The following is a 21317-nucleotide window of genomic DNA, read 5'->3' as shown; positions in this document are numbered from 1 at the left end:
CCTGACACTTGGACTGACACCGTAGTGGAAGTCTAGTAGCAGAGGCTCAGTTGCTCGAGGTCGGACGGGCCCAACATTGTTGTCCCGGTGGCGAACTGGGCCACTGCTGCGGTGGGTCAATCCTAGACGTCGTGGCGGGGTGGACAGGAGCGATGCCGCCGATGTCGTGCGGCCTCCGGCGCCAGCCACCGCCGGGTACAGCCCGGCCGTCCATTCCAACTCGCCGAGCTGCTGCGCGAATGATCGAATGCGGTCGGGCAGCCGGACGAGGGCCGCTTTGAGATCGTCGAACCGCCCTGGATTGAGATATGGAGAGTGAGACGAGTAGGACGGGACTGGCGCCGCAGGGTGTGACGCACCCACAGGTGTCGTTTCGCCTACGATCCGGCAGCCGGGTTGACCGTGCTTCGACCGGCAACGGCGCGGTCGGTAGTTCAGTCGGCGCTCCGCTCGTTCGCTGCGCGTCCACCCCCGGGTCTGGGCCATCCAGTCGAGATGCCGGAGCAGGCCCTGGCGCTCTGGGTGGCTCACCCTGGTGGACGGCTCGCTGCCAGTAGTTGTCGACAGCGTCGGTGAGCTGGCGTTGTTGCGTGGCTTTGCCGATTCGTGCCGCGTCGACTGCGTTGTCGGCCGCGGCGAGTGCTTCCCAGGTTTTGGGGGCGATTCTGCGGAGGCCGGCTTTTGCCGCTGCCCCGGTCAGCGTGCCCAACCCGGGAACTATCGATGCGGTATTGATTCCGAGTTCAGCGGCTGCCCATGCGATTTCCGCGCCGCTGTAGTCGCCGCGGTCGTGCGCGGCGTCCCACAGGATGATCGCCGGTCCCACGGTCGCACCGACCAGGAAGTCGTTGACTCCCTGTTTCAGGTCGTTGGCCGTGAGTTCGGTGCGGTTTGCCTCGAGCACTTGCCTGCGGAGCTCGGCAGCGCTGTACATCGACGGACGGGTGTTGTCGACTGTGCTGTAGGGATCCTCGGCGACAGCAATCTTTTGCTGGTCGGTGACCCAGGTGGCGACAGTGGGATCGAGCCACGGGATTCCGGCTCGATTGAGCCGCTGTATCGCGGCGAACCGTTCTTCGATCTCCGCCTGGTTGCGGGGGACATGATTGGCCCAGACCAGATCGTTGAACTGCTCGCCCGGTGTGTACATGGCCGCGGTCAGCCGTGCTCGGGCTACGTCGTAGGCGGTCGGACCGTTCGGCCCTACCCATACGAGGTGCCCCGCTTCGAAAGCCTTCAGGTCGGCCTCGAGTTGCTGGCGGGAGTAGCTCGAGCCTGTCTGGAAGATTGTTTGCGGGTTGGTGATCGACGGTGGAAGGACCCCGGGCTGCGCGAGCGGAACCGGCACCGTGCACTCCACGGTGGCCGCGACCACTGGTTCTTCGGTGATCTTGGTCGTCGTGACCGGCGCCAGCCCGGGCGTCGTTACGGTTGTTTCGGTGACGCGGACGCCATTTGCGGCGGTGGATGTCTGTTGAATCGAGCTGCCTTCCGGCAGTGCTGTTGCCACCACGACGGGAAGCTCTGAATCCGGGGCGACGGCCGGGTAGTTCGGCACCGTCACCGGGTCTGTCCCGCCCGGGAGAACGCCGAGCTGCTGCAGGACCATCGGTGCACCGGTCGTGGGTTCGCTGGTTGCCGGGGGCGGAGCCTCGGGGGTGGTGGCCGGCGTCGATGGCACTGTCGCCGGAGGTGGTGGTGTGTCGGCGCCTTTGGGAACAGCGACCTTCGGCGTTGCGGCCTTGTTCGCGCCCTTCTCCCCGCCGGTGGGGGCATCGAGCGGTGCGTCGATGGGATCGGCTTGCACGGGTGATTGCCGCGCATCGTCGAAGAGCCTGCGGCTGTTGTAGATCCGGTTCATTTGCCTGGCGGCGTCAGCTGGGGATGACACCGAGATGTTGAATACGCGTGGCTGGCGGTCGCTTTCGGCGGGATGGGCTGGTGTTGCCGGTGTCAGCGAGTTTCGCCACTCGATGGCCCGGGTTGCCCAGTCCGGTGTCGTCATCGCTCGGCCTGTGCGGGGACGCGGCATCGACCGAACTGCGCAGCGATGGCGCGGTGGTCGTGATGGGGGGTGAGGTGGTCCGTTTCGGACACGGGTTCCTCCTGGATGCGGACACGAAAAAGCCCCAGCCGATTGGCCGGGGCTTTAGTGCTGTGAACGTTGCGATTGCCAGGGGCACGGGATCGAGGCAGACGCTGCGAGTTCGCGGTCGGCGATGGATCCCGTTCCCTGGGGTCGGTGCAGGACTACGCCCGTCGACGGCACCGGGTCGATAGCCGCTCGAGTGGAGGTCTCTGCAAGGGCCGAACCGCGCACGCCATGAGCTGCACAATGGTCGAGCATGTTTGTCCTGCTCAGCCCATGCGTAGCGACCGGATCAGCGACCTGGAAGCGCCGAATAAAGCGGCGGCGCAAGGTCTCTGCATCAATCCGATCGGATCCTTCCCGACCCCGCAGGCTGGTGCGCGGATGAAGCAGAAGCCGCTAGGCAAGCCGGTGCACCCGGCAGCCATCTAGACCGGCCCTGGCCCGCGCGTATACCCGAAGAGGTGGCCGGCTGGTCCACTGTCGAGCGGGACTGATCTCCCCGAAGTCTGACCTGGCGCCGGTCGGCAGACACTGTGCCGACCGGCGCCCGGCTCATTTTCGGCTAACGCTCGTGTCATATACTTGCTGAGCAATCGACCTGCGAGAACACGTTCAGTACGCGCCACCCTCGGTTCGGCGATACGATCCGGGCGAACGTGATCGGCAAGGGGTGGATTGTGCGGGACAACGGGCTGTCGCGGCGTCGCCTTTTCGGCGCATGCACTGCACTCGCAGCTAGCGCAATCACCGGATGCGCTGCCGCACAAGGTGATTCAGCTCCTGTGCGACCGAGTCGAGCACCGCTCACCGCCCAGCCGATCTCCACCGCGATCACCCCGCCCGCGATCGCGCCGCCCACGGTCACCCCCGCTGTGGTCGCTGCCCGGTACGCGGGCGCGCAGCCACACGCGTGGGGTGTCGCGCTACCTGGCATCACCAGCAGTTTCCCCACAGCGGGCAAGCAGTTCGCGCTCACCTTCGACGCGTGCGGCGGAGCAGGCAACAGCCAGCTCGACCAGGCACTGATCGACCTGCTGATCGCCGAACAGGTCCCGGCGACCCTGTTCCTCAACAAGCGCTGGATCGATGCCGACCCCACCCGCGTCCAATGGCTCGCCGCGAACCCGCTGTTCGAGATCGCCTCCCACGGCGTCGCCCACAAACCGCTCTCGGTCACCGGCCGCGCCGCCTACAACATCCCAGGCACCGTCTCAGCCGAAGAGGCCGTGCACGAGGTGTGGGCCAACCGCGAACGGATCACCGAGCTCACCGGCAAACCACCACGCTTCTTCCGCGCGGGCACCGCCCACTACGACGACGTCGCGGTCGCCATCGTCAACGAACTGGGCGAGACACCACTCGGCTTCACCGTCAACGCCGACTTCGGCGCGACGGCGTCAGCGGCCCAGGTCCAGCGCGCGATGAGCGCGGCCACCCCGGGCGGAATCGCCCTCGCGCACATGCACCGCCCGAAATCCGGCACGGCGGCGGGCATGGCCGCCGCGATCCCCGCACTGCGCGCGGCGGGGTTCAGCTTCGTGCACCTGCCGTAGCAGCCCTGCGCCGAGCTCGCGTAGCAATGTCGTAGCTCGCGCGTAGCACCACGGGCTACCCTGGATAGATGAGCACACCGGCCGAGCTGCCAGAAATTCCGCAGCGGGAGCTTCGCAACGAGGCGAGCAGGGTGCTGCGTGAGGTCCGCGGCGGCCAGTCCTACACCATCACCGTGGACGGCACACCGGTCGCCGACCTGATTCCGCACCGGCACCAGCGGCGTCGCGTCGCGGTGCCGCGAGAAGAAGTGCTCGCCGCGTTCGCCGGACTGGCATCCTCGCTCGCCGAATCCGACGATGCGATCGACGACTCGCTGTACGACCCCTACGATCGCGCATATCAGCGCGGCGCCTTCGCTCCGAAAGACCGCGGGTGATGCCCGAGCGAACACGTGGTCTGGTCGACACCAACGTCGTCATTCTGGTCGATGAACTGGACCCGTCGGAGTTGCCGGAGGAGATCGTCGTCAGCTCGATCACCATGGCCGAGTTGGCAGCCGGACCGCACTACGCCACCGACGCGGGTGAGCGTGCGGTGCGGATCGAGCGCCTGCAGAATGCCGAGGCGCTGTTCGATCCGCTTCCGTTCGACACGCGCGCAGCCCGGCGCTACGGCCACGTGATCGCAGCGGTACTCACCGCGGGACGAAATCCCAAGCCGAGGCGAATCGACCTGCTGATCGCCTCGATCGCGTCGGTACACCGGTTGCCGCTGTACACGGTGAATCCGAAGGACTTCGCCGGCTTGGAGGGGCTTGTCGAGCTCCGGGCAGTCACCCACCCCGGTGAGCGGTAGCGCGGGTTCCGGTGAGTCAGGTCAGGGCGGAGAAGTCGATGGCGACGGTGCTGCCCCGGTCGACGGTGAGGAACGCGGCGTCGAGGCGAGCGCCGAGTTCGATCTGGCCGACCGCGGCGAGGGGGACCGGCTGGATCAGGCGCACTCGCCATGGTGTCGGCTCGTCCCAGGCGCGTAGTTCGAGGTCGAGGCGCAGGACCGGATCGTCGCGGCCGGTGTAGTCGGCGGCGATCGGGGCCACCGCGAGCACTGTCGCCTCTGCCCTGCGCCCGTTGGCCAGGATTTTGGCGGCGGCGCTCCGGCCGGACTGCGGGACCTCGGGCACGAACAGCACCACGCGCTCCCGGTCACCCGGGTCGACCCGGCACCCGACGGCGTCACCGGGCTGCATCCATTCCAGGTCCTGGCTACGCACCCGCTGTCGCACCCGCGCGTCGTAGGCCAGCTCGCCGGGCACCTGCACCCGCACGGAGAACCGGTAGCCGCCCTCCCCGCGCCGCGACCGCACCGACATCACCGTCGCGGTGGCAGGTAACCCCCTGATCAGCAACTCCCGCCGCGAACTCTCGGCCAGCAATCCCGGCCGCCTCCCGAACACCCAGGCACATCGGTCGAGCAGGGTCCGACCCGAGTCGGCCACGGCGAGGCTCATAGCAGAAGAGTAATGCGAATGCCCTACTCACAAGGGCAAATTCCCCGCACCCCGGCCGTGCCGGGTGGGGATAGCTGCGCTGCGCGTTCACTGATCGCAGTTTCGGTCGGGATTCGCACCGATTGCGTCGATGGTGTGCGTTCGGCGCAGTGGAACCAGCCCACCCCGCGTGTCCCGCCTCACAGCACCCACCCCACCCCGACAACTCTCGCGCCCCCACCACTAAACTCACCCCCATGACCAGTGCGTTCCCGACCATTCCCGCCGACCTCAAGCCCGCCGACGGACGGTTCGGCTGCGGCCCGTCCAAGGTCCGCCCGGAGCAGCTGCAGTCCCTGGTGACTGTCGGCGCCTCGGTGTTCGGTACCTCGCATCGCCAGAAGCCGGTCAAGGACGTCGTGGCGCGGGTGCGCAACGGCCTGCGTGAGCTGTTCTCGCTGCCCGAGGGCTACGAGGTCGTGCTCGGCAACGGTGGCACCACCGCGTTCTGGGATGCCGCCGCGTTCGGCCTGATCCGCGAGCGTTCGCTGCACCTCACCAACGGCGAGTTCTCCTCGAAGTTCGCCTCGGTCGCCAAGGGCAACCCCTTCATCGGTGACCCGATCGTCGTCTCCTCGGAGCCGGGCAGCGCGCCCGAGCCCGTCTCGGACCCCTCGGTCGACCTCATCGGCTGGGCCCACAACGAGACCTCGACCGGTGTGTCCATCCCGGTCTCGCGTCCGGTCGGCTCGGAGAACGCCCTGATCGCCATCGACGCCACCTCCGGCGCAGGCGGCCTGCCGGTGAACATCGCCGACTCCGACGTCTACTACTTCGCGCCGCAGAAGTGCTTCGCCGCCGACGGTGGCCTGTGGATCGCGATCATGAGCCCGGCCGCGCTGGCCCGCGTCGCGGAGATCAAGGCCTCGGGCCGCTGGACCCCGGAGTTCCTGTCGCTGCCGATCGCCATCGACAACTCCACCAAGGACCAGACCTACAACACCCCGGCGCTGGCCACCCTGCTGCTGTTCGCCGACCAGATCGAGTGGATGAACGCCAACGGCGGCCTGGACTGGACCGTCAAGCGCACCCTCGACTCGTCCTCGCGCCTGTACTCGTGGGCCGAGTCGAGCTCCTTCGCCACCCCGTACGTCACCGATCCGGCGCACCGTTCGCAGGTCGTCGGCACCATCGACTTCGACGACGCCGTCGACGCCGCCCAGGTCGCCAAGATCCTGCGCGCCAATGGCATCGTCGACACCGAGCCGTACCGGAAGCTGGGCCGTAACCAGCTGCGCGTCGGCATGTTCCCGGCGATCGACCCGGAAGATGTGTCGCAGCTGACCCGTTCGATCGACTGGGTCGTCGGCCAGCTCTGAGATAAGACCGCAATCAGGGCCGGTGCCCGGTGAATCTTTTCGGTTCATCGGGCACCGGCTCTTTGCGTAGGTTCTCCACGGGTTCGCAACATTTGCATTCCAGCAGCGGATTGCCGGGCGGCCATTGATGTTGATCCATCACCAAAATCCCTGCACACGACCAGGATTCGTGTGGTGAGCCGATCAGATTAGCGGGACCTGGGGTCCCGGTGCGCGATTTCGGTCGTGCGTGTCTGCTGCCGCGGGCAAGTAATGTGCACTACTGTCTAGGAAAGTGGGCGGTGTCGTAGCCGACGCGATAGGGAGGTAACGGTGCGTGAACTTCGAGTGATCGGGGTGACGCCCGACTCCACGCACATCGTGTGCAGTGACACCGAGTCCGGCACCAAGTTCCGGTTGCCCGCCGACGACAAGCTCCGCGCGGCGGCGCGCGGCGACCTCGCACGATTCGGCCAGATCGAGATCGAAACGGAAGCGTCTATGCGTCCTCGCGATATCCAGGCCCGTATTCGAGCCGGAGCGTCCGTCGAGCAGGTCACGGCGGAGTCCGGGATGCCGGCCACCAAAGTCGAACGTTTCGCCTACCCGGTGTTGCTGGAACGCGCACGCGCCGCCGAACTGGCGCAGAAAGCGCATCCGGTGCGCCCCGACGGTCCCTCGGTGGAAACGCTGCACGAGATCGTCACCGCGGCCTTCGCCGAGCGCGGCCACACCATCGAACAGGCCGAATGGGACGCCTGGAAAGACGAAAAGGGTTTCTGGGTCGCCCAATTGCAGTGGCGGCACGGTCACTCCGAGATCGCGGCGCACTGGCGCTACCAGCCGGACGCGCACGGCGGCTCGGTGTCCCCGCTCGACGATCCGGCCAACGACCTGATCGATCCCGATTTCGGTCGCGCGCTGCGCGGCCTGGCCACCATCCTGCCCACCCCGGTGGAGCAGGCCGCACCGGTCGTCGAACCGCCGACCCCGGTGGAGCCGCGTCCGCGCGAGCAGGTCGCCCCGACCGCGCGCCCGGCGAGCCGTCCCGCCCAGCCGACGCTGGACGAGTACTACGAGCAGCGCGCGGTCGCGGCCGGTGGTGGGGCCGCGGCGATTCCGGCCGCGGCGATTCCGGCCGCTCCGGTGCCCGCCGCGCCGATCCCGGCCGTTCCGGCGGCACCGAGTCAGCCTGCGGCACAGCAGCAGGACACGGAGCCAGTGGTGAAGGAACCGGCGGCGGAGAAGCCTGCCGCGAAGCCCGCGCGGGCCAAGCGCGGCAAGGCGCCAATGCCGTCGTGGGAAGACGTTTTACTGGGCGTCCGCAGCTCCGGGCACTAGTACCACCCTCCCTCCGGGAGTACATGGGTAACTCCCTGGGAACGAGCCGACTCAACCGCGCCGGACCCTCCGGCCGCCAACGCGCCTGATCCCGCGCCTAAGTCTGGCTAAGAGTCGCGGAGAGGCGGAACAGTGGAGGTGGTGGTTTATGCATTCGGCTTCCACTCTCTGGTATGTCGACACTCCGGATCCGGTGGCTGTCTTGCGGGGCCACCCCGAACCTGATCCGGCCGCCGCCGCGGCGCTCGCCGGGCAGTTGTATGCCGAGCACGATGTGCTGCCGATCATGATCGGGACGCTCAACGGGTGTGCCGCGCCGGATCGGGACGAGGTGTACATCGGGTGCTATCCGGGGCTGACCGTCGTGTGCACGGCCGAGGCGGCACTCGTGCGGCCGACGAGACTGCCGGATCTGCTGGTGCGGCCGCTCGCGTCCGAGCAGACCTATCTGGTGTCGTTCGACGCGACGCTGCACTGGGGTGCGTTCGCGCATTGGGAGCGGGGCGAATTCCGGCGCTCGTTCAGTTCGACCCGGGTCGACATCCTGGAAAACGAAGGCCTGCCGATGGTGTGGGAGCGGCCGTTCTGGGCGGGTGAGCATCCCGTGCCGTGGTGGGGCGGCACGCATCCGGGACCGCAGTCGCTGCCGTTCGATCCCCCCGACTTCGCCGACGCGGCCAATGCCGAATGGCTCGGCTTCCACTACCGCATGCCCGCCGAGCCGGGCGGACTCGTCCCGGGCGACCTGGCCGTCTGCGGATTCACGCTGTACCCGAAGGGCCAAGCACCGCATCCTCAGCCCGCGCGGGGCGCGAGGCCGGGCGCGGCCACCCGGCGCAAGCGGGGCCTGTTCGGCTGGCTGCACCGAACCGACCGGGTGCTGTGACCCGGCTCAGCCGCTGAGCTCCTCGACGATCACGGCCAGCCACCCAGCCACCACGCCGATCGCCGCCCCCGCCAGCACCCACCGCACCACCGGCGTGAACCGCCAGCGCCACGCCGTCGGCGCCACCCCGATCGCGGCGACCAGATTCACCGCGACGGCCAGCAATGGATGCACCGTGGCCAGCGCGGCGCCGAACGCGTAGACCGCGACCGCGCCGAGCACCGCGACCAGCACCACGACGGTGCAGCCCGCGACCCACGGCACCGAATCCGGTTGGGCGCGATAGGGACCGTCCGGCTCCTGCTTCACGATGTCCGCACCCGCTCGTAGAACGCCATCGCCGCCGCGGTCGCCACATTGAGCGAGTCGGTACCGGGCGACATCGGGATCCTGGCGCGAACATCGGTGGCGCGCATGGCCTCCTCGGTGAGCCCGGGTCCCTCCGCGCCGAGCAGCAGCGCGACCCGCTTGCCCGTCATCGCGGTCGCCAGATTCACCGCCGCGGGATTCGGGGTCAGCGCGATGATCTGGAAACCGCGCTCGCGCAACAGCTCGAGGCCGCCCGGCCACGACGGCAGCTGCGCGAACGGCACCCGCAGCACGTGCCCCATCGAGACCCGCACCGCGCGCCGGTAGAGCGGATCGGCGCACCGGTCACCGAACAGCACCGCGTCCGCGCCGAGGCCGGCGGCATTGCGGAACATCGAGCCCAGGTTCTCGTGGTCGTTGACGCCCTCGAGCACCGCGACCGTGCGGGCGCCGTCGAGCACCTCGGCGGGCGTCAGCTCGGCCGGGCGCTGCGCCACGGCCAGGACACCGCGGTTGAGATGGAAGCCGACCACCTCGGCCATCACCTCGGCACTGGCCCGGTAGTACGGGATGTCGCGCCCCTCCAGGTCCCCGGCCAGCGGCTCGTAGCGTTTCCCGACACCGAGCAGGGCGCTCGGGGTGAACCGGGAGCCGAGCATCCGCTGCACGACCACCACGCCCTCGGCGATGACCAGGCCTTTTCGCCCCGGCAGGTCCGGCCTGCGGTCGGCGGAGGACAGGTCACGGAAATCGTCGACCCTGGGGTCGGCTGGGTCGTCGATGTCGATCACTTCGGCCACTGGACAATCCTGGCATGATGGATGCATGAAGATCGTGCAGTTGATCTTGAACATCCTGTGGGTGGTGCTGTGCGGCTTCTGGATGGCCCTTGGCTATCTGCTCGCGGCACTGATCTGCTTCATTCTCATCATCACCATTCCGTTCGGCATCGCCTCGTTGCGGCTCGCCGGGTACGTTTTCTGGCCGTTCGGCCGCACGGTGGTCGACAAACCGAGCGCGGGCGCAGGCTCGCTGATCGGCAACGTGATCTGGTTCATCTTCGCGGGCTGGTGGCTGGCGCTCGGCCACATCGCCACCAGCATCGCGCTGGCGATCACGATCATCGGGCTGCCGTTCGCCTGGGCGAACCTCAAGCTGGTGCCGCTGTCGCTGTTCCCGCTCGGCCACGAGGTCGTCGACGCCGACGACGCGCGCGCGGCGCACTGATCACTCGGATTCGGCGACGATCTGGTTCATGATCTCGACGGCCCGGTCCAGGATCTCGATCTGCTCGGGCTGCAGGCGCGAGAGCTGATCGGTCATCCACGCCTCGCGGGCGTGTGTCTCGTCGGCGACGAGCGCGCGGCCTGCCGGTGACAGCGACACGATGATCTGCCTGCCGTCGGTCGGGTGCGGGCGGCGCTGCACCAGTTCCAGGTCCGACAGCGAGGCGATGACGCGCGTCATCGACGGCGGTTGCACTCGCTCCTTGCCTGCCAGCACCCCCGGCGTCATCGCGCCATCACGCGCCAGCGTCGCCAGAGCCGACAGCTGGGTGAGCGAAATCTGCGCGTCGGCACGGCGGCCGCGCAGGTGTCGCGTGAGCCGTACGACGGCCAGTGAGAGATCACCGGCCAGGGCACGGACGTCCGATGGCATTGTCACAGTGCAGAACTCTACGGTACGGCCGCGCCTCCTGATGGTTTACTGCGGCTACTGTTTGGGTATGGATATCGGCCACGTCAGTTCCGAGATGCCCGCGCTGCCCCGGCGGCTGGTAGATCCGCGGCCGGTCGTCCTCGCCGGCTTCGTCGCCTGGCTCGTGGCCGCGGCGCTGGTGTGGCTGAATCCGGCCTGGTCAGAGGCCCGGCCGGTGTGTTTGATGGGCCTCGCGGTCGGCGTGCTCGGCCTGTCGATCTTCCTCGCGCAGCGCCGGTCCGCCCGGCGCGGCGACAAGGGCGCCCAGGTGGGGCTGCGGACCGACTAACCGGTCACCTCGAATTCGGCGCTCGTCCCGGTGACCGGACGCAGCGCCCCGTCGGCGCCGAGCGCGTCGGCGTAATGCACGAACCGGTGCACCCCCGATATGGCCGCCGCGGGGATGTCCCAGGTGAATCTGGCGATCGAGATCGCGTCGCCTTCCTTGCGCCAGTGGAATCGCACGTCCCACTCCCCCTCGTTGGCCACCCGCACCCAATCGCCCGCGCCGGTGCGGCGCTGCACCACCAGGAACGTGTCGCCGCGGCGGGGATTGTGTTTCGGATGGGCCGAGACGAACTCGACCGCGACTTGCTCCCCGCGCGGACACTGGGCGGGCGGCTGCACGAGAACGTCGCCGAAAGCGCGACCCCGCGGTGTCGCGTCCGGGCCGGGGGTCGAGGCGAAGTTCGGTTGCAGTGCCGAGACATCGCGCGGTGCCGGCCCGCGGCCGATCGCCCCGCCCGCCACGAACGCGGCCGCCAGCCGGGTGAATTCCTGGAGGTAGGCGCCCAGCGTGTACCGCCCGAACAGCGTCGAGGCGCCCTCGTACTGCTGTGCGTCGTACTCCTCGGGCGTGGTGACGTATTCGTGGTAGGAGTTCGCGTAGCCCTGCAACAGCACCTGTTCCGGGTCGACGCCAAGCGCCGTCGCCACCGCCCGCCGCACCCGCAGGCCCGCGACGATGGTGAACTCCGCGCCCGCGGCGGCCAGATACAGCCCGCCGATCCGGATCAGCTGGATCGGCACCACGTTCGGCACCCACGGCACCGGCGGGAGCAGGCCAAGCGGCACCGCGATCGCCTTGGGCGCCTGGGCATCGGCGAGCCAGGCCGGATGTGGCTGGTCGATCCCGCCGAGGAAGTCGACCAGCGGATTGCGTACGCCCTCGGGAATCGGCCCGCCGGGCAGGCCTGGACCGTCCTCGACGCTGCCCGCGATCAGCGAGACGCCCGCGGCGGCGGGCGAGGTGCGCCGCGGTGCGCCGTCGGGCGTGAAGCTGCCGTCGACGGTGACATCGGCCAGGTCGATGTAGCACAGCAGCGAGTCGACCGCGCCAACCATCGAGACAGCCTGCGCCGCGGCTCTTTTCGACGCGGCGTACTGGCGTTCGCCGAGGATCCTGGTGTTCTCGAACTCGTCGGCGGTCGGCCCGTCGCCAGGGGCGAGGTTGAGATTGGGCGACATGTCACCGGCATTGGTCTGCGCGAACGCGGCGATATAGGACGCCGCGCCGTCGAGATGGCGCACGCCGTGTTCGATGTGCTCGGCGGCGAAGCTGGCGTAGCCCTTGTTGTCCGAGCTGATCAGGCGGTTCGCGTTGGTCATCGAGGTGTTGTGGGTGGCGAACCAGGTGAGCGCGCCGACCTCCCGGCCCGCCCTGGTGAAGACCAAGGTGGTCACCGCCGGGTCGACGGCGCCGGGGAACGCCGCGCGGTCGGCCTCGGGATTGCGCTCGAAGGCGACGCGGGACCGGTTCACGCTGGCATCGTGTAATTCGGTGCGGCCCAGCGCGATCGCGCCGGGGCCGAAGTCGGCGTCGGCCGCCGCGATCGCTTCGACGATGCCGTTCACCTCGGCGTCGTACACCTGCTGCTGAAATCCGAGCGTCGCCAGCGTGTAGGCGTAGTCGTGCGCGGAACCACCACAGCTGGAATGGGTGTGGGTGGAGGTGAGCACGACATTTCGCTCGGTATAGCGATCACCGAATCGCTGCGCGAGCGCGAACAGTACTCCGCGATGGACCGACCCGAACACCGCGCCGTTCTCCACCGCGACGTAGGCGATCCGATTTCCGCCCGCACCGATCACGAACGCGCGCGCCCGCGGGCGCAGATGAATTCCGGCGGTGGCCTGATCGAGTTGCGAGTAGCCCATCATGCCGCATTCGGCGGCCGGTCCGGTGAGATCGGCGATACCGAGACCGAATTCGAATCCGTCCGGTTTCAAATTTGCGTGCGCGGTGGGCGTTCCCGCGGCGACGAGGGGAACGGCGGCCACACCCAGCGCCGAAGCGGTGAGGACGGTACGGCGGGACACGGGCATCAGGCGACTCCTTCGGAACTTCCGTTTCGGAGACAACCACACCAACTGGTCAGATGTCCAGGATTTTCTCGCGGACCGGCGAATTGACTGTTTGCCACGCGAGCGCTTAACTCGCACACGTGTCCTCCCGATTGAGCGTCGAAGAACGACGAGCCCACCTGATCGAGGCAGCGATCGGTCTCGCCGAGAAAAAAGGTGTCGCTGGCGTGACCACCCGCGATGTCGCCCAAGCGGCAGGTGTTTCGCTCGGTGTGGTGCATTACTGTTTCGAAAACAAGGATGCGCTGATGACCGAGCTGGTCAAAGCGTTGTCCATGGAATTGCGCGATTCCGTCGATGCGGATGATTCGATCTGGGCCGATGCCGGAACAGGAAAAGAAGCGCTTCAGAAATTGGTACGCGGCGCATTGGAACTGATGTGGCGCAACATCGAAGCCACCCCGGAACGTCAGCTGCTCACCTACGAAACGACAACCTACTCGCTGCGCGAGGGTGAGACGACACCGGCCAAGATCGCGATCGCCCGCGAGCAGTACGCGTTCAACGACAGCACCGTCGCCGACGTGATGGACCACTGCCGGGAAGCCACCGAGACCACCTGGAACACTCCGATCACGGAGCTCAGCCGGTTCATCCTCAACGTCATCGACGGCATCGTGCTGCGCTGGCTGGTCGACGACGACAGCGAATCCGTGCAGACCCAGCTCGATCTGCTCGCCGATATGGTCACCGCGCACGCACGCTAGCCGCGCGGCACCTGGACGTGCACGGCGTCGTCGGTGTGCCACCACGGCACCCGCACGGTGCCCGACAGCGCGCCGCGCAGGAACACTTCGAGGGTGTCGTGCAGGACCAGCGCGCCCGTCGTATCCGCCGGTGACCACAGCTGACGCAGCACCACACCCAGCGGGTCGGCGGCCCAGGTGGTTCGCCTGCCGGTGCCGAGCACCTCGGCGCTGACCTCCTCCGAGACCAGCGGCAGATCGAGCAGGGACGCCAGGGCGCCCGCATGGGCGGTGTCGCCGGCCACCAGCCGCTCCGGCGGGACTACCAGGCCGAAGCAGGGCTGGTCGAGGACCATGACGGTGCCCGCGTCGACGACCGCGCCGGACAGTGCGCGAACCTGCTCGGGGAGATCCAGTTCGCGCGGATCGAGCGCGCCGGACTCGACGGCGGCGGCCAGGCGGGCGTGGGTGTGGGCGATGACTTCGGGCGCCGGGGTTTTCGACGGGTCGGCGAGGGCGTCGAGGAGTTCTTCGGCGAGTTCGGCCGACATCACGTCCGGGCGGACCAGGATCGGGCGCAGGACGTCCAGATCCCGCCCTTCGATGCCGTCGACCTCGAAAGCCGGTAGCAGGCCCGCGAATTCGTCGTCCGCGGGGTGCCGCAGCCGGCCGAGGGCGATGCCGTCGATGTGGGCGTGGCGGTGCAGCCACCAGGCGGTGTAGCCATCGCGGTCGGCGAGCAGGGCGCGGGTGCGCGGTTCGGACAGCAGGTGGCGAAGTGCTGTGGGCCAGCGGTTCTCGTCGACCAGATCTAGGTCGCGGACGGCGGCGAGCTCGCGGGGATCCGTGGAAAGGCTGTCCCACCAGTCGTGTTCGTCGTCGAGGTCGTGGTCGGGGCCGATCGGATCGGGGTCGGTGAGTACCGCGAAGTCCCAGCCGACGCCGATCACGCGCAGGGCCTGTTCGCCGTACTCGGCGACCACATCGTCGGCGATGGTGCCGAACGGCGAGTCCGCTTCCAGGACGGCGGCGAGCGGGGCGCCGGGGAGCAGCAGCTCGTCGGCGGGGCGCAGTTCGCCGGTGCCGTCGGGCAATTCGAGCAGACCGAGCCAGGCGGGCAGCATCTCCGGTGTGGCGAACGGGGCAAGGCGCAGGACCGCGTCGACCGTGTCGGGGTCGGCCGGGTCCTGCTCGAGCAGGTCGCGCAGGCCCGGATCGGTGAGCAGGTCCTCCGCGGTGGCGCTGCGGGCGCCGAGGCGGGCCAGCAGGGCGTGCGTGGCGTCGGGATGGACCAGGCGGGCCCAGTGCACCGGGACGGCGACGGTGAGCTGGTCGTCGAGCACGACGGTGCGCGGACCGGTGACGAGCCTGCCGTCCGCGAGCGGCACCGCGAGCGCACCGAATTCCTCGGCGGTCACGGTGTCGACCACGAACGGTTCGAGCGCGGCGTAGAACCGCTGCCACCAGTGTGATTCCCGGTCCAAGCCGCTCGACAGGTCGGCCAGTGCTGCGGGGCCGAGACGGTGCACGTCGAGGACGGACAGCTTTTCCTGCGGAGCGCGGCCGGAGAGCTCCGGGATCACCAGGGGGCCGGTGATATCGGCGAGCAGGGTCGCCAATTCCGGGGTGAGGTCGGGGAATACGCTCGCGCGGGTGGGGACGCTGACCGCGCCGGTAGACGCGTCGACGCGGGTGTGCCGGGCGGTCGCTCCGGAAGCGTCGTCCGGCGTGGACGCCTGGGGCGGTTCCGGCTCGCGGGGCGAAGTCTCGGCGGCGAACTCGAAAGGTTCCCCTTCGTCGCCGCGGGTCGAGCAGACGGGGATCCAGGGGTTGGTGCGGAGTTCGGTGGTGACGGCTTCGCGGAGGAGGCCGTCGGCTTCGCTGCGGGCGAAGCCGGGGGCCGGGACCAGGACAAGGCGGTCGAGGGGCGGGAGGGCGCGGGCGAAATCGGCGTATCCGGCGGCGATTTCGGTGAGGCGCGCGCCGGGGAGGAGGCGGCGGCGATCGGGCTGCATGGGGATGTCGGCGACCAGGATCGCGGGGAGAGACAGTTCCTCGTCGGAACGGGTCGGTGCGCGCAGGACGTCTGGGGCGGTGGCGACGGGGCGGCCGTCGCGCAGGGGCAGCAGCCAGCGGGCTCTGGGTGTGCTGTACTGCCACCAGCGCTGGGTGGTGCCACCGGATTGAGCGGGGCCTCCGGACTGGGTGATTGCCAGCTCTGTGAGACCGTCGGTGCCGAGGTCGGTGACGGTGCTGGAGAACTCCGCGTCAGCGATCCGGATGCGGTGCAGGGCAGGGAGCTCCAGGAGGAGGTCGGGTGCTTCCGCGCGCATCGCGTCGAGCAGGGCGTGAGCGTCCACGTCGTCGCGCAGGTGGATGACGATCTCGGTGTCGGCGCCGGTGACCGGGGTGGTCGGCACCGGCCAGGCCAGGCGCAGCACCGGTGGCGCGATCGCCGCCAGGTCATCGGGGATCTGGATCCCGATGTCGTGCAACGCGTTCAGTGTCGCGACACGGGAGAAGCGGATCGATCCGGTCGTGGAGCGGACTTCGATCTCGTCGCCGACGGACCGCACCGCCGTGAAGCCGACACCGAACCGACCGACCTGCTCGTCATCGGCCTTGCCCGAAGCCCGCAGCGCGGTGAGCGCGTGCACACCGGAAACACTCAGCGGCACACCGGTATTGGCGACATGCAGGCGCCCGTCGAGCACCCGCACGCTCAGCTCGCCCGCCACCCCCGCCTTCGCCGCGGCATCAGCGGCATTCTGCGCGAGCTCGGTGAGCACCCGATCCCGGTAGCCCGCGGCCACCAGATCCGCCTCACTCGCACTGTCCTCACGAAGCCGAGTCGGCGAATCCCGCCAGGCGGCAAGCACTCCGGCACGCAGCTCCGCGGTGCCGAAGGGATCCGCCGAACCGTTCAGCGCGCCACCGACGATCCGTGTTCACTCACCGAATCGCCCGCACCCTCTGCACCGGACTCCCCGCCCACAGCCTCATCGGCCTGCACACCGTCCGCAGCACCCGGCTCAGCCGACTCCGCGACGGCCCCTTCGCCACCCGCTTCGGAACCGTCCGCAGCCTCAGCGCCAGCAGCAGATTCGGCCGCGACGTCGCCAGCGCCGGTAGCAGTCGCGCCCACGGCCGCTTCAGCGTCAGCCTGCGACTCCGTCGCGGCAGCCTGGCCGGACTCCGCCACAGCCTCAGCGGTGGACGCAGATTCGGCGCCCGAGGCGGACACAGCCTCCGCAGCGACAGGCTCTGCATCCGGGGCAGACTCAGCGACAGCCTCGGTGGCTGGGGCGGACTCGGCATCCGAGGTCAGCTCCGCGGCGACGACCTCGTCGGCCGACTCCGGGCGGGCCCCTTCGGCGAGCGCCGCGCGTTCGGCGGCCGCCGCGTCCGCTGCTTGCGCCTCGGCGGTCTCCTGCGAGGCGACGGGCTGTTCGGGCTCGACGGCCGCAGTCGCAGCGACAGCCTCGGCCGCAGGCCGCACGATCTCGACGAAATCCACGGCGTGGTCGTCGAAGGCTTCGTAGCGGGGTGAACCGCCCCCGCTGGGGGCAACCACGTCGGAGTGGGCTCCGCAGCCGTATTCGATGTGGACCACGTGGCCGTCGGCGCCCATCGCGTTGCCGCAGACGCCGAAGGATTCGCGCAGGGCACCTGCCAGGGGCAGGTAGAAGCCGCAGAGGCCGCAGGTGGAGGGGGCGGCCTTGGCCATCTCGGTGTCGGGGCCGAACTCGATGTACCAGCGCTGGGCGGCGTCGAGGCGACCTTCGAGGCTGAGCACCTGGGTGCGGCCGAGGCCGACCTCGTAGGCCACCTCGTCGACGACCGGGTCGCCGTTGGCCACATATCCGGGGACCAGACGCGGATCGTCGGCGGGCGGGGCAAGCAGGTCGCCGGGGCCGAGGTCGCCGGGGCGCACGCGCTGCTCCCACGGGATGAAGTCGGGGGAGATCAGGGCGTCGGGGCCCGGCAGCAGCGCCGACTCGCTGACCGTGGCGTACTCGGCCTCCGGCGGCGCGGCGACGACGACGGCCCACTGCCAGCCGCGGTAACCGGGCAGGGTCGCCTCGAACCGGTGGGTGGCTGCCGTCTCGTCCTCGGCGCTCACCCCCAGATGGGCTCCTACCCCGTCGGGTTCCAACTCGACGAGCGCACGACGTGCGACTTCGGCCGCATCGGCCAGAACAGGACGCACGCCGGACTCCGAAACAGATACTGCGCTCACGGCATACATTTTGCCGTATGAAGTGCAATCGGAGTTCGTTGGCCGTCGCAGTGCTGGTCAGCCTGCTCGGCGCGACGGCTTGCGGCGGCTCAGGAGAGCCGGAACCGCCGCGCTGGCGGGTGGAGGTGATCGGCTCGTCACCGCACGATCCGCGAGCTTTCACCCAGGGTCTCGAAGTCGTCGACGGCATCCGCTACGAGAGCACCGGCATGTGGGGCGTGTCGAGCGCGCGGGCCGCCGACCAGGCCACCGGCGCCGAGACCACGCGCGTCGACCTGCCGGACCCGATGTTCGGGGAGGGGATGACCAGGGCGGGTGCCATCGTCTGGCAGCTGACCTGGAAGGACGAGGTCGCCATCGCGCGCGACCCGGTCACCCTGGCCGAGACCGGCCGCACCCGCTACGAGGGCGAGGGGTGGGGCCTGTGCGCACAGCCGCACCGGCTGGTGATGAGCGACGGCACGCCGACCCTCACCTTCCGCGATCCAGTGACCTTCGCGGAAACGGGCTCGGTGACCCTGACCGGCTACCGCGACCCACAGCCGAACGAGCTGGACTGCGCCCCCGACGGCACGGTGTACGCCAACAACTACCCCTCCGACGAGATCCTGCGCATCGACCCCGGCACCGGCCAGGTGCTCGCCGTCATCGAGGCGGGCGGCTTGCTCAGCCGCGGCGAGCGAGCGGGCACCGATGTCCTCAACGGCATCGCGCATCTGCCGGGCACCGACCGGTTCCTGCTCACCGGCAAGTACTGGCCGCGCCTGTTCGAGGTGCGATTCGTGCCGAAATGACGCGATGTGGCCGACACTGCCGCGCCGCGAGTGAACGCCGTGTGCCCGCGTGCGCCAGAATTGGACTGTGACTACGCCCCGCGAACCATCCGGTCCCGACCGTGGTCGCCGGGACGGTACCGCCGCGGGCGCCCCGCCCGGCCGACACCCCGGCTTCGGGCAGTACCCGCCGCGCGCGGGTCACGACGAACAGCAGCGGGGTCCGTCCGCGCCGCGCAAGGTCTTCCCCCGCCCCGACCCGCCGACTGTCCGGTCGAGGAGCCTGTTCCGGCGCGGCAAGCCGACCGCGCCCGATTCCGCGGCGACCACACCGCTGCGCGAGACCCCCGCCGGACCGGACGCACCACACGAGCGAGGTCGAGGCACGCCGCCCCGAATGGGCGACAGCGGCAAGCGCGCACCGGCCGGACCGCCGCCGACCCGCCCGCTCCCCCACGCCGAAGAACCCGCCGACGACGAGGTCCAGCAGCGGATTCCGCGCAAACTCACCGTGACCCGCGTCGCCGCCATGCGCAGCAGGGAACTCACCGAACGCGGCTTCGCGACCTTCCAGCGCGCCGCCAAGGCCGACGGCGCCGACCAGTCCGGCCTGACCGCGCTCACCTACGCCACGATGGCCAACTTCGCGCTCGACGCCGCGATCGCCGTCTCCCTGGCCAACACCCTGTTCTTCGCCAGCGCCACCGCCGAGTCCAAGACGAAGGTGGCGCTGTACCTGCTGATCACGATCGCCCCGTTCGCGATCATCGCGCCGCTGATCGGCCCGCTGCTCGACCGGTTGCAGCGCGGTCGCAGGCTGGCCCTGGCGACGACGTTCGGGCTGCGCGCGATCTTCGCGGTGCTGTTGATCGTCGAGATCGACACATGGGGGCTGTATCCGCTGGCCCTGTGCATGATGGTCGGCTCGAAATCGTTCGCGGTACTCAAGAGCGCGGTCACGCCACGCGTACTGCCACCGGATATCGATCTGGTCCGCACCAACTCACGATTGACGGTGTTCGGCCTGGTCGGCGGCACGATCGGGGCGGGCGCGCTGGCCGCGCTCGCCGCGCTGATCGCCGACTCCACCGGCGCGCTGGTGCTGGCCACCGGCATCGCCATCGCGGGCGTGTACCTGAGTCTGCGGATTCCGTCGTGGGTGGAGGTGACCGAGGGCGAGGTGCCTGCGACGCTGAGCTATCACGGTCCCGACGCGCACACCGAGGTGCTCGAGCCGGGCCAGGAGTCGTCGGTGCCCGCCAGGAAGCGGCGGCAGCCGCTGGGCCGGGCGGTAGTCACCGGGCTGTGGGGCAACAGTTCCATTCGCGTGCTCACCGGCTTCCTGACCTTCTACATCGCCTTCGTCGCCAAGGGTTCCGGCGGCAGCCCGACCGAACAGGCCGCCATGCTCGCCGCGGTCGGCGCCGCGGCGGGCTTCGGCAATTTCGGCGGCAACGCGACCGGCGCCCGGTTGCAGCTCGGCAGGCCCTCGCTGGTGGTGCTCGGCTGTACCGCCGCGTGCACCACGGTCGCGCTGTTCGCGATGCTGACCGGCAATCTGTTCGGCGCGGTTTTCGCGGCGCTGGTCGCGTCGGCGGCGAGCGCGCTGGCGAAGGTGTCGCTGGACGCCGCGATCCAGGACGACCTGCCGCCGGAGTCCATCGCCTCCGGTTTCGGCCGGTCGGAGACGGTCTTGCAGCTGAGCTGGGTGATCGGCGGGGCGGCCGGTGTGCTGTTGCCGATCGAATTCTGGAAGGGTTTCGCGGTGATCAGCGTGGTCTTGGTCGCCGGGCTGATCCAGACCTTCGTCAGCTACACCGGGCATTCATTGCTGCCGGGTCTCGGCGGTAACCGGCCGCAGCACGCCGAGCAGGAAGTGCCAACTACCCATCCGTTCCGGGCAGGCCCCGGTGCGGTTCCGCGAGGGACAGGAGACCCCATCCGGTGAGCAAGCTCAACGTCCGCACGATCGTCGCGCTGGTCGCGGTCGGCCTGTTCGCGGTCGCCGCGGTGACCGCCGGGCTGGTCGCGTACGCCGTGTCGAAGGCGCCCGAGCACCAACCGCAGATCACCGCGTTCGCGCACGGCGAGACCATTACCGTCGACCCGTTCATGTACTGCACCGTCACCATGCAGGACTGCCGGTACGGCGAGATGGCCGAGCTGCCGGTGCAGTCGGGCAAGCCCGTGCAGATCTCGCTGCCGGACCAGATCTCCGAATCGCCCTGGCTGGTGCAGCTGATCTACCAGCGTTCCTCCGGCGAGCAGGTCGACCGGGTGCTCAGCTTCGCCGACTACCCCGCGGGCACCCGCGCGCTCACCGTCGAATCCCAGCCCGAACCGGACCTGCGCCTGATCGGCATCGAGGTGCAGCTGCCGATCCTGGCCCGCGACACCGCGACCGGCCGCGAGAGCTACATCCCGCACGCCGCCTGGTCGATCAGCACGCCGGAGGTGTAAGGCCGATCCCAAACCGGCCCCGCACGCCCCGACCTCGTGGAGGGGCAGGCCGCGCAGCGGCCGTCGCGGCCGTCCCGCCGGTCAGGCGCCGTTGCGTACGCGACGAAGGAGCAAGCAACGGTGCCTGACC

20 protein-coding genes and 1 pseudogene are annotated in these 21317 nt (G+C 69.3%); 13 read left to right on the top strand and 8 right to left on the bottom strand.

The genetic code is table 11. From position 1 onward, the window contains the following. Window positions 1-46 precede the first annotated feature (46 nt). The gene (locus ACWF82_RS29330; RefSeq protein WP_452506390.1) at window positions 47-2005 is read right to left on the bottom strand and encodes a hypothetical protein; all 1959 of its coding nucleotides are present in this window, start codon (window positions 2003-2005) and stop codon (window positions 47-49) included. Window positions 2006-2335: 330 nt separating this feature from the next. On the opposite strand from ACWF82_RS29330, the gene ACWF82_RS29325 reads away from it, so the two are divergent. The 4 genes from ACWF82_RS29325 to ACWF82_RS29310 all read left to right on the top strand — a co-directional run bounded on the left by ACWF82_RS29325 (window position 2336) and on the right by ACWF82_RS29310 (window position 4441). Next, the gene (locus tag ACWF82_RS29325; RefSeq protein WP_452506388.1) at window positions 2336-2521 is read left to right on the top strand and encodes a hypothetical protein; all 186 of its coding nucleotides are present in this window, start codon (window positions 2336-2338) and stop codon (window positions 2519-2521) included. A gap of 353 nt (window positions 2522-2874) precedes the next feature. Continuing rightward, window positions 2875-3645, top strand: coding sequence for a polysaccharide deacetylase family protein (locus ACWF82_RS29320; protein ID WP_452506386.1), 771 nt, complete (start codon window positions 2875-2877; stop codon window positions 3643-3645). A 68-nt stretch (window positions 3646-3713) separates the two neighbouring features. After that, a complete protein-coding gene (locus ACWF82_RS29315) occupies window positions 3714-4022 on the top strand; it encodes a type II toxin-antitoxin system Phd/YefM family antitoxin (RefSeq protein WP_452506385.1) in 309 nt (102 codons plus the stop codon). Continuing rightward, complete coding sequence (locus tag ACWF82_RS29310) at window positions 4022-4441, top strand: PIN domain-containing protein (RefSeq protein ID WP_452506383.1); 420 nt, start codon at window positions 4022-4024, stop codon at window positions 4439-4441. The genes ACWF82_RS29315 and ACWF82_RS29310 overlap by 1 nt, the downstream gene beginning before the upstream one ends. Before the next feature lie 16 nt (window positions 4442-4457). On the opposite strand, the gene ACWF82_RS29305 is transcribed toward ACWF82_RS29310, so the two are convergent. Further along, the gene (locus ACWF82_RS29305; RefSeq protein ID WP_452506381.1) at window positions 4458-5093 is read right to left on the bottom strand and encodes a hypothetical protein; all 636 of its coding nucleotides are present in this window, start codon (window positions 5091-5093) and stop codon (window positions 4458-4460) included. A gap of 236 nt (window positions 5094-5329) precedes the next feature. Here ACWF82_RS29305 and serC point away from each other — a divergent pair, with 236 nt between their 5' ends. The 3 genes from serC to ACWF82_RS29290 all read left to right on the top strand — a co-directional run bounded on the left by serC (window position 5330) and on the right by ACWF82_RS29290 (window position 8657). Continuing rightward, window positions 5330-6451 carry a phosphoserine transaminase gene (gene serC / locus ACWF82_RS29300; RefSeq protein ID WP_379038565.1) on the top strand — a complete coding sequence of 374 codons (1122 nt, stop codon included), beginning with the start codon at window positions 5330-5332 and terminating at the stop codon, window positions 6449-6451. 312 nt (window positions 6452-6763) lie between these two features. Continuing rightward, window positions 6764-7771 carry a septation protein SepH gene (sepH, locus tag ACWF82_RS29295; RefSeq protein WP_452506379.1) on the top strand — a complete coding sequence of 336 codons (1008 nt, stop codon included), beginning with the start codon at window positions 6764-6766 and terminating at the stop codon, window positions 7769-7771. A gap of 148 nt (window positions 7772-7919) precedes the next feature. Next, entirely contained in the window at window positions 7920-8657 is a 738-nt protein-coding gene (locus ACWF82_RS29290; RefSeq protein ID WP_452506378.1) for a DUF6928 family protein, read from the top strand. A 6-nt stretch (window positions 8658-8663) separates the two neighbouring features. Here the strand turns inward: ACWF82_RS29290 and ACWF82_RS29285 are convergent, their stop codons facing one another. Both ACWF82_RS29285 and ACWF82_RS29280 read right to left on the bottom strand, forming a co-directional pair. Next, on the bottom strand, window positions 8664-8966 hold the full coding sequence (locus ACWF82_RS29285) for a DUF2537 domain-containing protein (RefSeq protein ID WP_378850661.1): 303 nt from the start codon (window positions 8964-8966) through the stop codon (window positions 8664-8666). Beyond that, entirely contained in the window at window positions 8963-9766 is an 804-nt protein-coding gene (locus ACWF82_RS29280) for a TrmH family RNA methyltransferase (protein WP_452506376.1), read from the bottom strand. Before ACWF82_RS29280 ends, ACWF82_RS29285 begins: the two co-directional genes overlap by 4 nt. A 25-nt stretch (window positions 9767-9791) precedes the next feature. On the opposite strand from ACWF82_RS29280, the gene ACWF82_RS29275 reads away from it, so the two are divergent. Further along, window positions 9792-10193, top strand: a complete 402-nt coding sequence (locus ACWF82_RS29275; protein ID WP_452506375.1) for a YccF domain-containing protein — start codon at window positions 9792-9794, stop codon at window positions 10191-10193. On the opposite strand, the gene ACWF82_RS29270 is transcribed toward ACWF82_RS29275, so the two are convergent. Further along, complete coding sequence (locus ACWF82_RS29270) at window positions 10194-10625, bottom strand: MarR family winged helix-turn-helix transcriptional regulator (RefSeq protein WP_452506430.1); 432 nt, start codon at window positions 10623-10625, stop codon at window positions 10194-10196. It lies immediately after the preceding gene. Window positions 10626-10692: 67 nt separating this feature from the next. Here ACWF82_RS29270 and ACWF82_RS29265 point away from each other — a divergent pair, with 67 nt between their 5' ends. Then, a complete protein-coding gene (locus ACWF82_RS29265) occupies window positions 10693-10953 on the top strand; it encodes a DUF2530 domain-containing protein (RefSeq protein ID WP_452506373.1) in 261 nt (86 codons plus the stop codon). Here the strand turns inward: ACWF82_RS29265 and ACWF82_RS29260 are convergent. Beyond that, window positions 10950-12989 (bottom strand): neutral/alkaline ceramidase, encoded by a 2040-nt coding sequence (locus tag ACWF82_RS29260; RefSeq protein ID WP_452506372.1) that lies wholly within the window; start codon window positions 12987-12989, stop codon window positions 10950-10952. The two genes, ACWF82_RS29265 and ACWF82_RS29260, sit on opposite strands and share 4 nt — an antisense overlap. A 119-nt stretch (window positions 12990-13108) precedes the next feature. On the opposite strand from ACWF82_RS29260, the gene ACWF82_RS29255 reads away from it, so the two are divergent. Further along, window positions 13109-13735, top strand: a complete 627-nt coding sequence (locus ACWF82_RS29255; RefSeq protein ID WP_452506370.1) for a TetR/AcrR family transcriptional regulator — start codon at window positions 13109-13111, stop codon at window positions 13733-13735. On the opposite strand, the gene ACWF82_RS29250 is transcribed toward ACWF82_RS29255, so the two are convergent. Beyond that, window positions 13732-16593 carry a sacsin N-terminal ATP-binding-like domain-containing protein gene (locus ACWF82_RS29250; protein ID WP_452506368.1) on the bottom strand — a complete coding sequence of 954 codons (2862 nt, stop codon included), beginning with the start codon at window positions 16591-16593 and terminating at the stop codon, window positions 13732-13734. The two genes, ACWF82_RS29255 and ACWF82_RS29250, sit on opposite strands and share 4 nt — an antisense overlap. A 623-nt stretch (window positions 16594-17216) precedes the next feature. Continuing rightward, window positions 17217-17963 (bottom strand): annotated as a pseudogene (locus tag ACWF82_RS29245) (DUF3027 domain-containing protein); the annotation flags it as partial. 8 nt (window positions 17964-17971) lie between these two features. Here ACWF82_RS29245 and ACWF82_RS29240 point away from each other — a divergent pair. The 3 genes from ACWF82_RS29240 (at window position 17972) to ACWF82_RS29230 (ending at window position 21187) form a co-directional block, all read left to right on the top strand. Continuing rightward, window positions 17972-18748, top strand: coding sequence for a glutaminyl-peptide cyclotransferase (locus ACWF82_RS29240; protein WP_452506366.1), 777 nt, complete (start codon window positions 17972-17974; stop codon window positions 18746-18748). A gap of 67 nt (window positions 18749-18815) precedes the next feature. After that, the gene (locus ACWF82_RS29235; RefSeq protein ID WP_452506364.1) at window positions 18816-20675 is read left to right on the top strand and encodes an MFS transporter; all 1860 of its coding nucleotides are present in this window, start codon (window positions 18816-18818) and stop codon (window positions 20673-20675) included. Further along, on the top strand, window positions 20672-21187 hold the full coding sequence (locus ACWF82_RS29230; RefSeq protein WP_452506363.1) for a DUF2771 domain-containing protein: 516 nt from the start codon (window positions 20672-20674) through the stop codon (window positions 21185-21187). The genes ACWF82_RS29235 and ACWF82_RS29230 overlap by 4 nt, the downstream gene beginning before the upstream one ends. Window positions 21188-21317 lie beyond the last annotated feature (130 nt).

The organism is Nocardia sp. NPDC055053, from assembly GCF_053608285.1.
The sequence above is the reverse complement of the archived record's forward strand: the minus strand, read 5'-3'. Positions and strand labels throughout refer to the sequence as shown.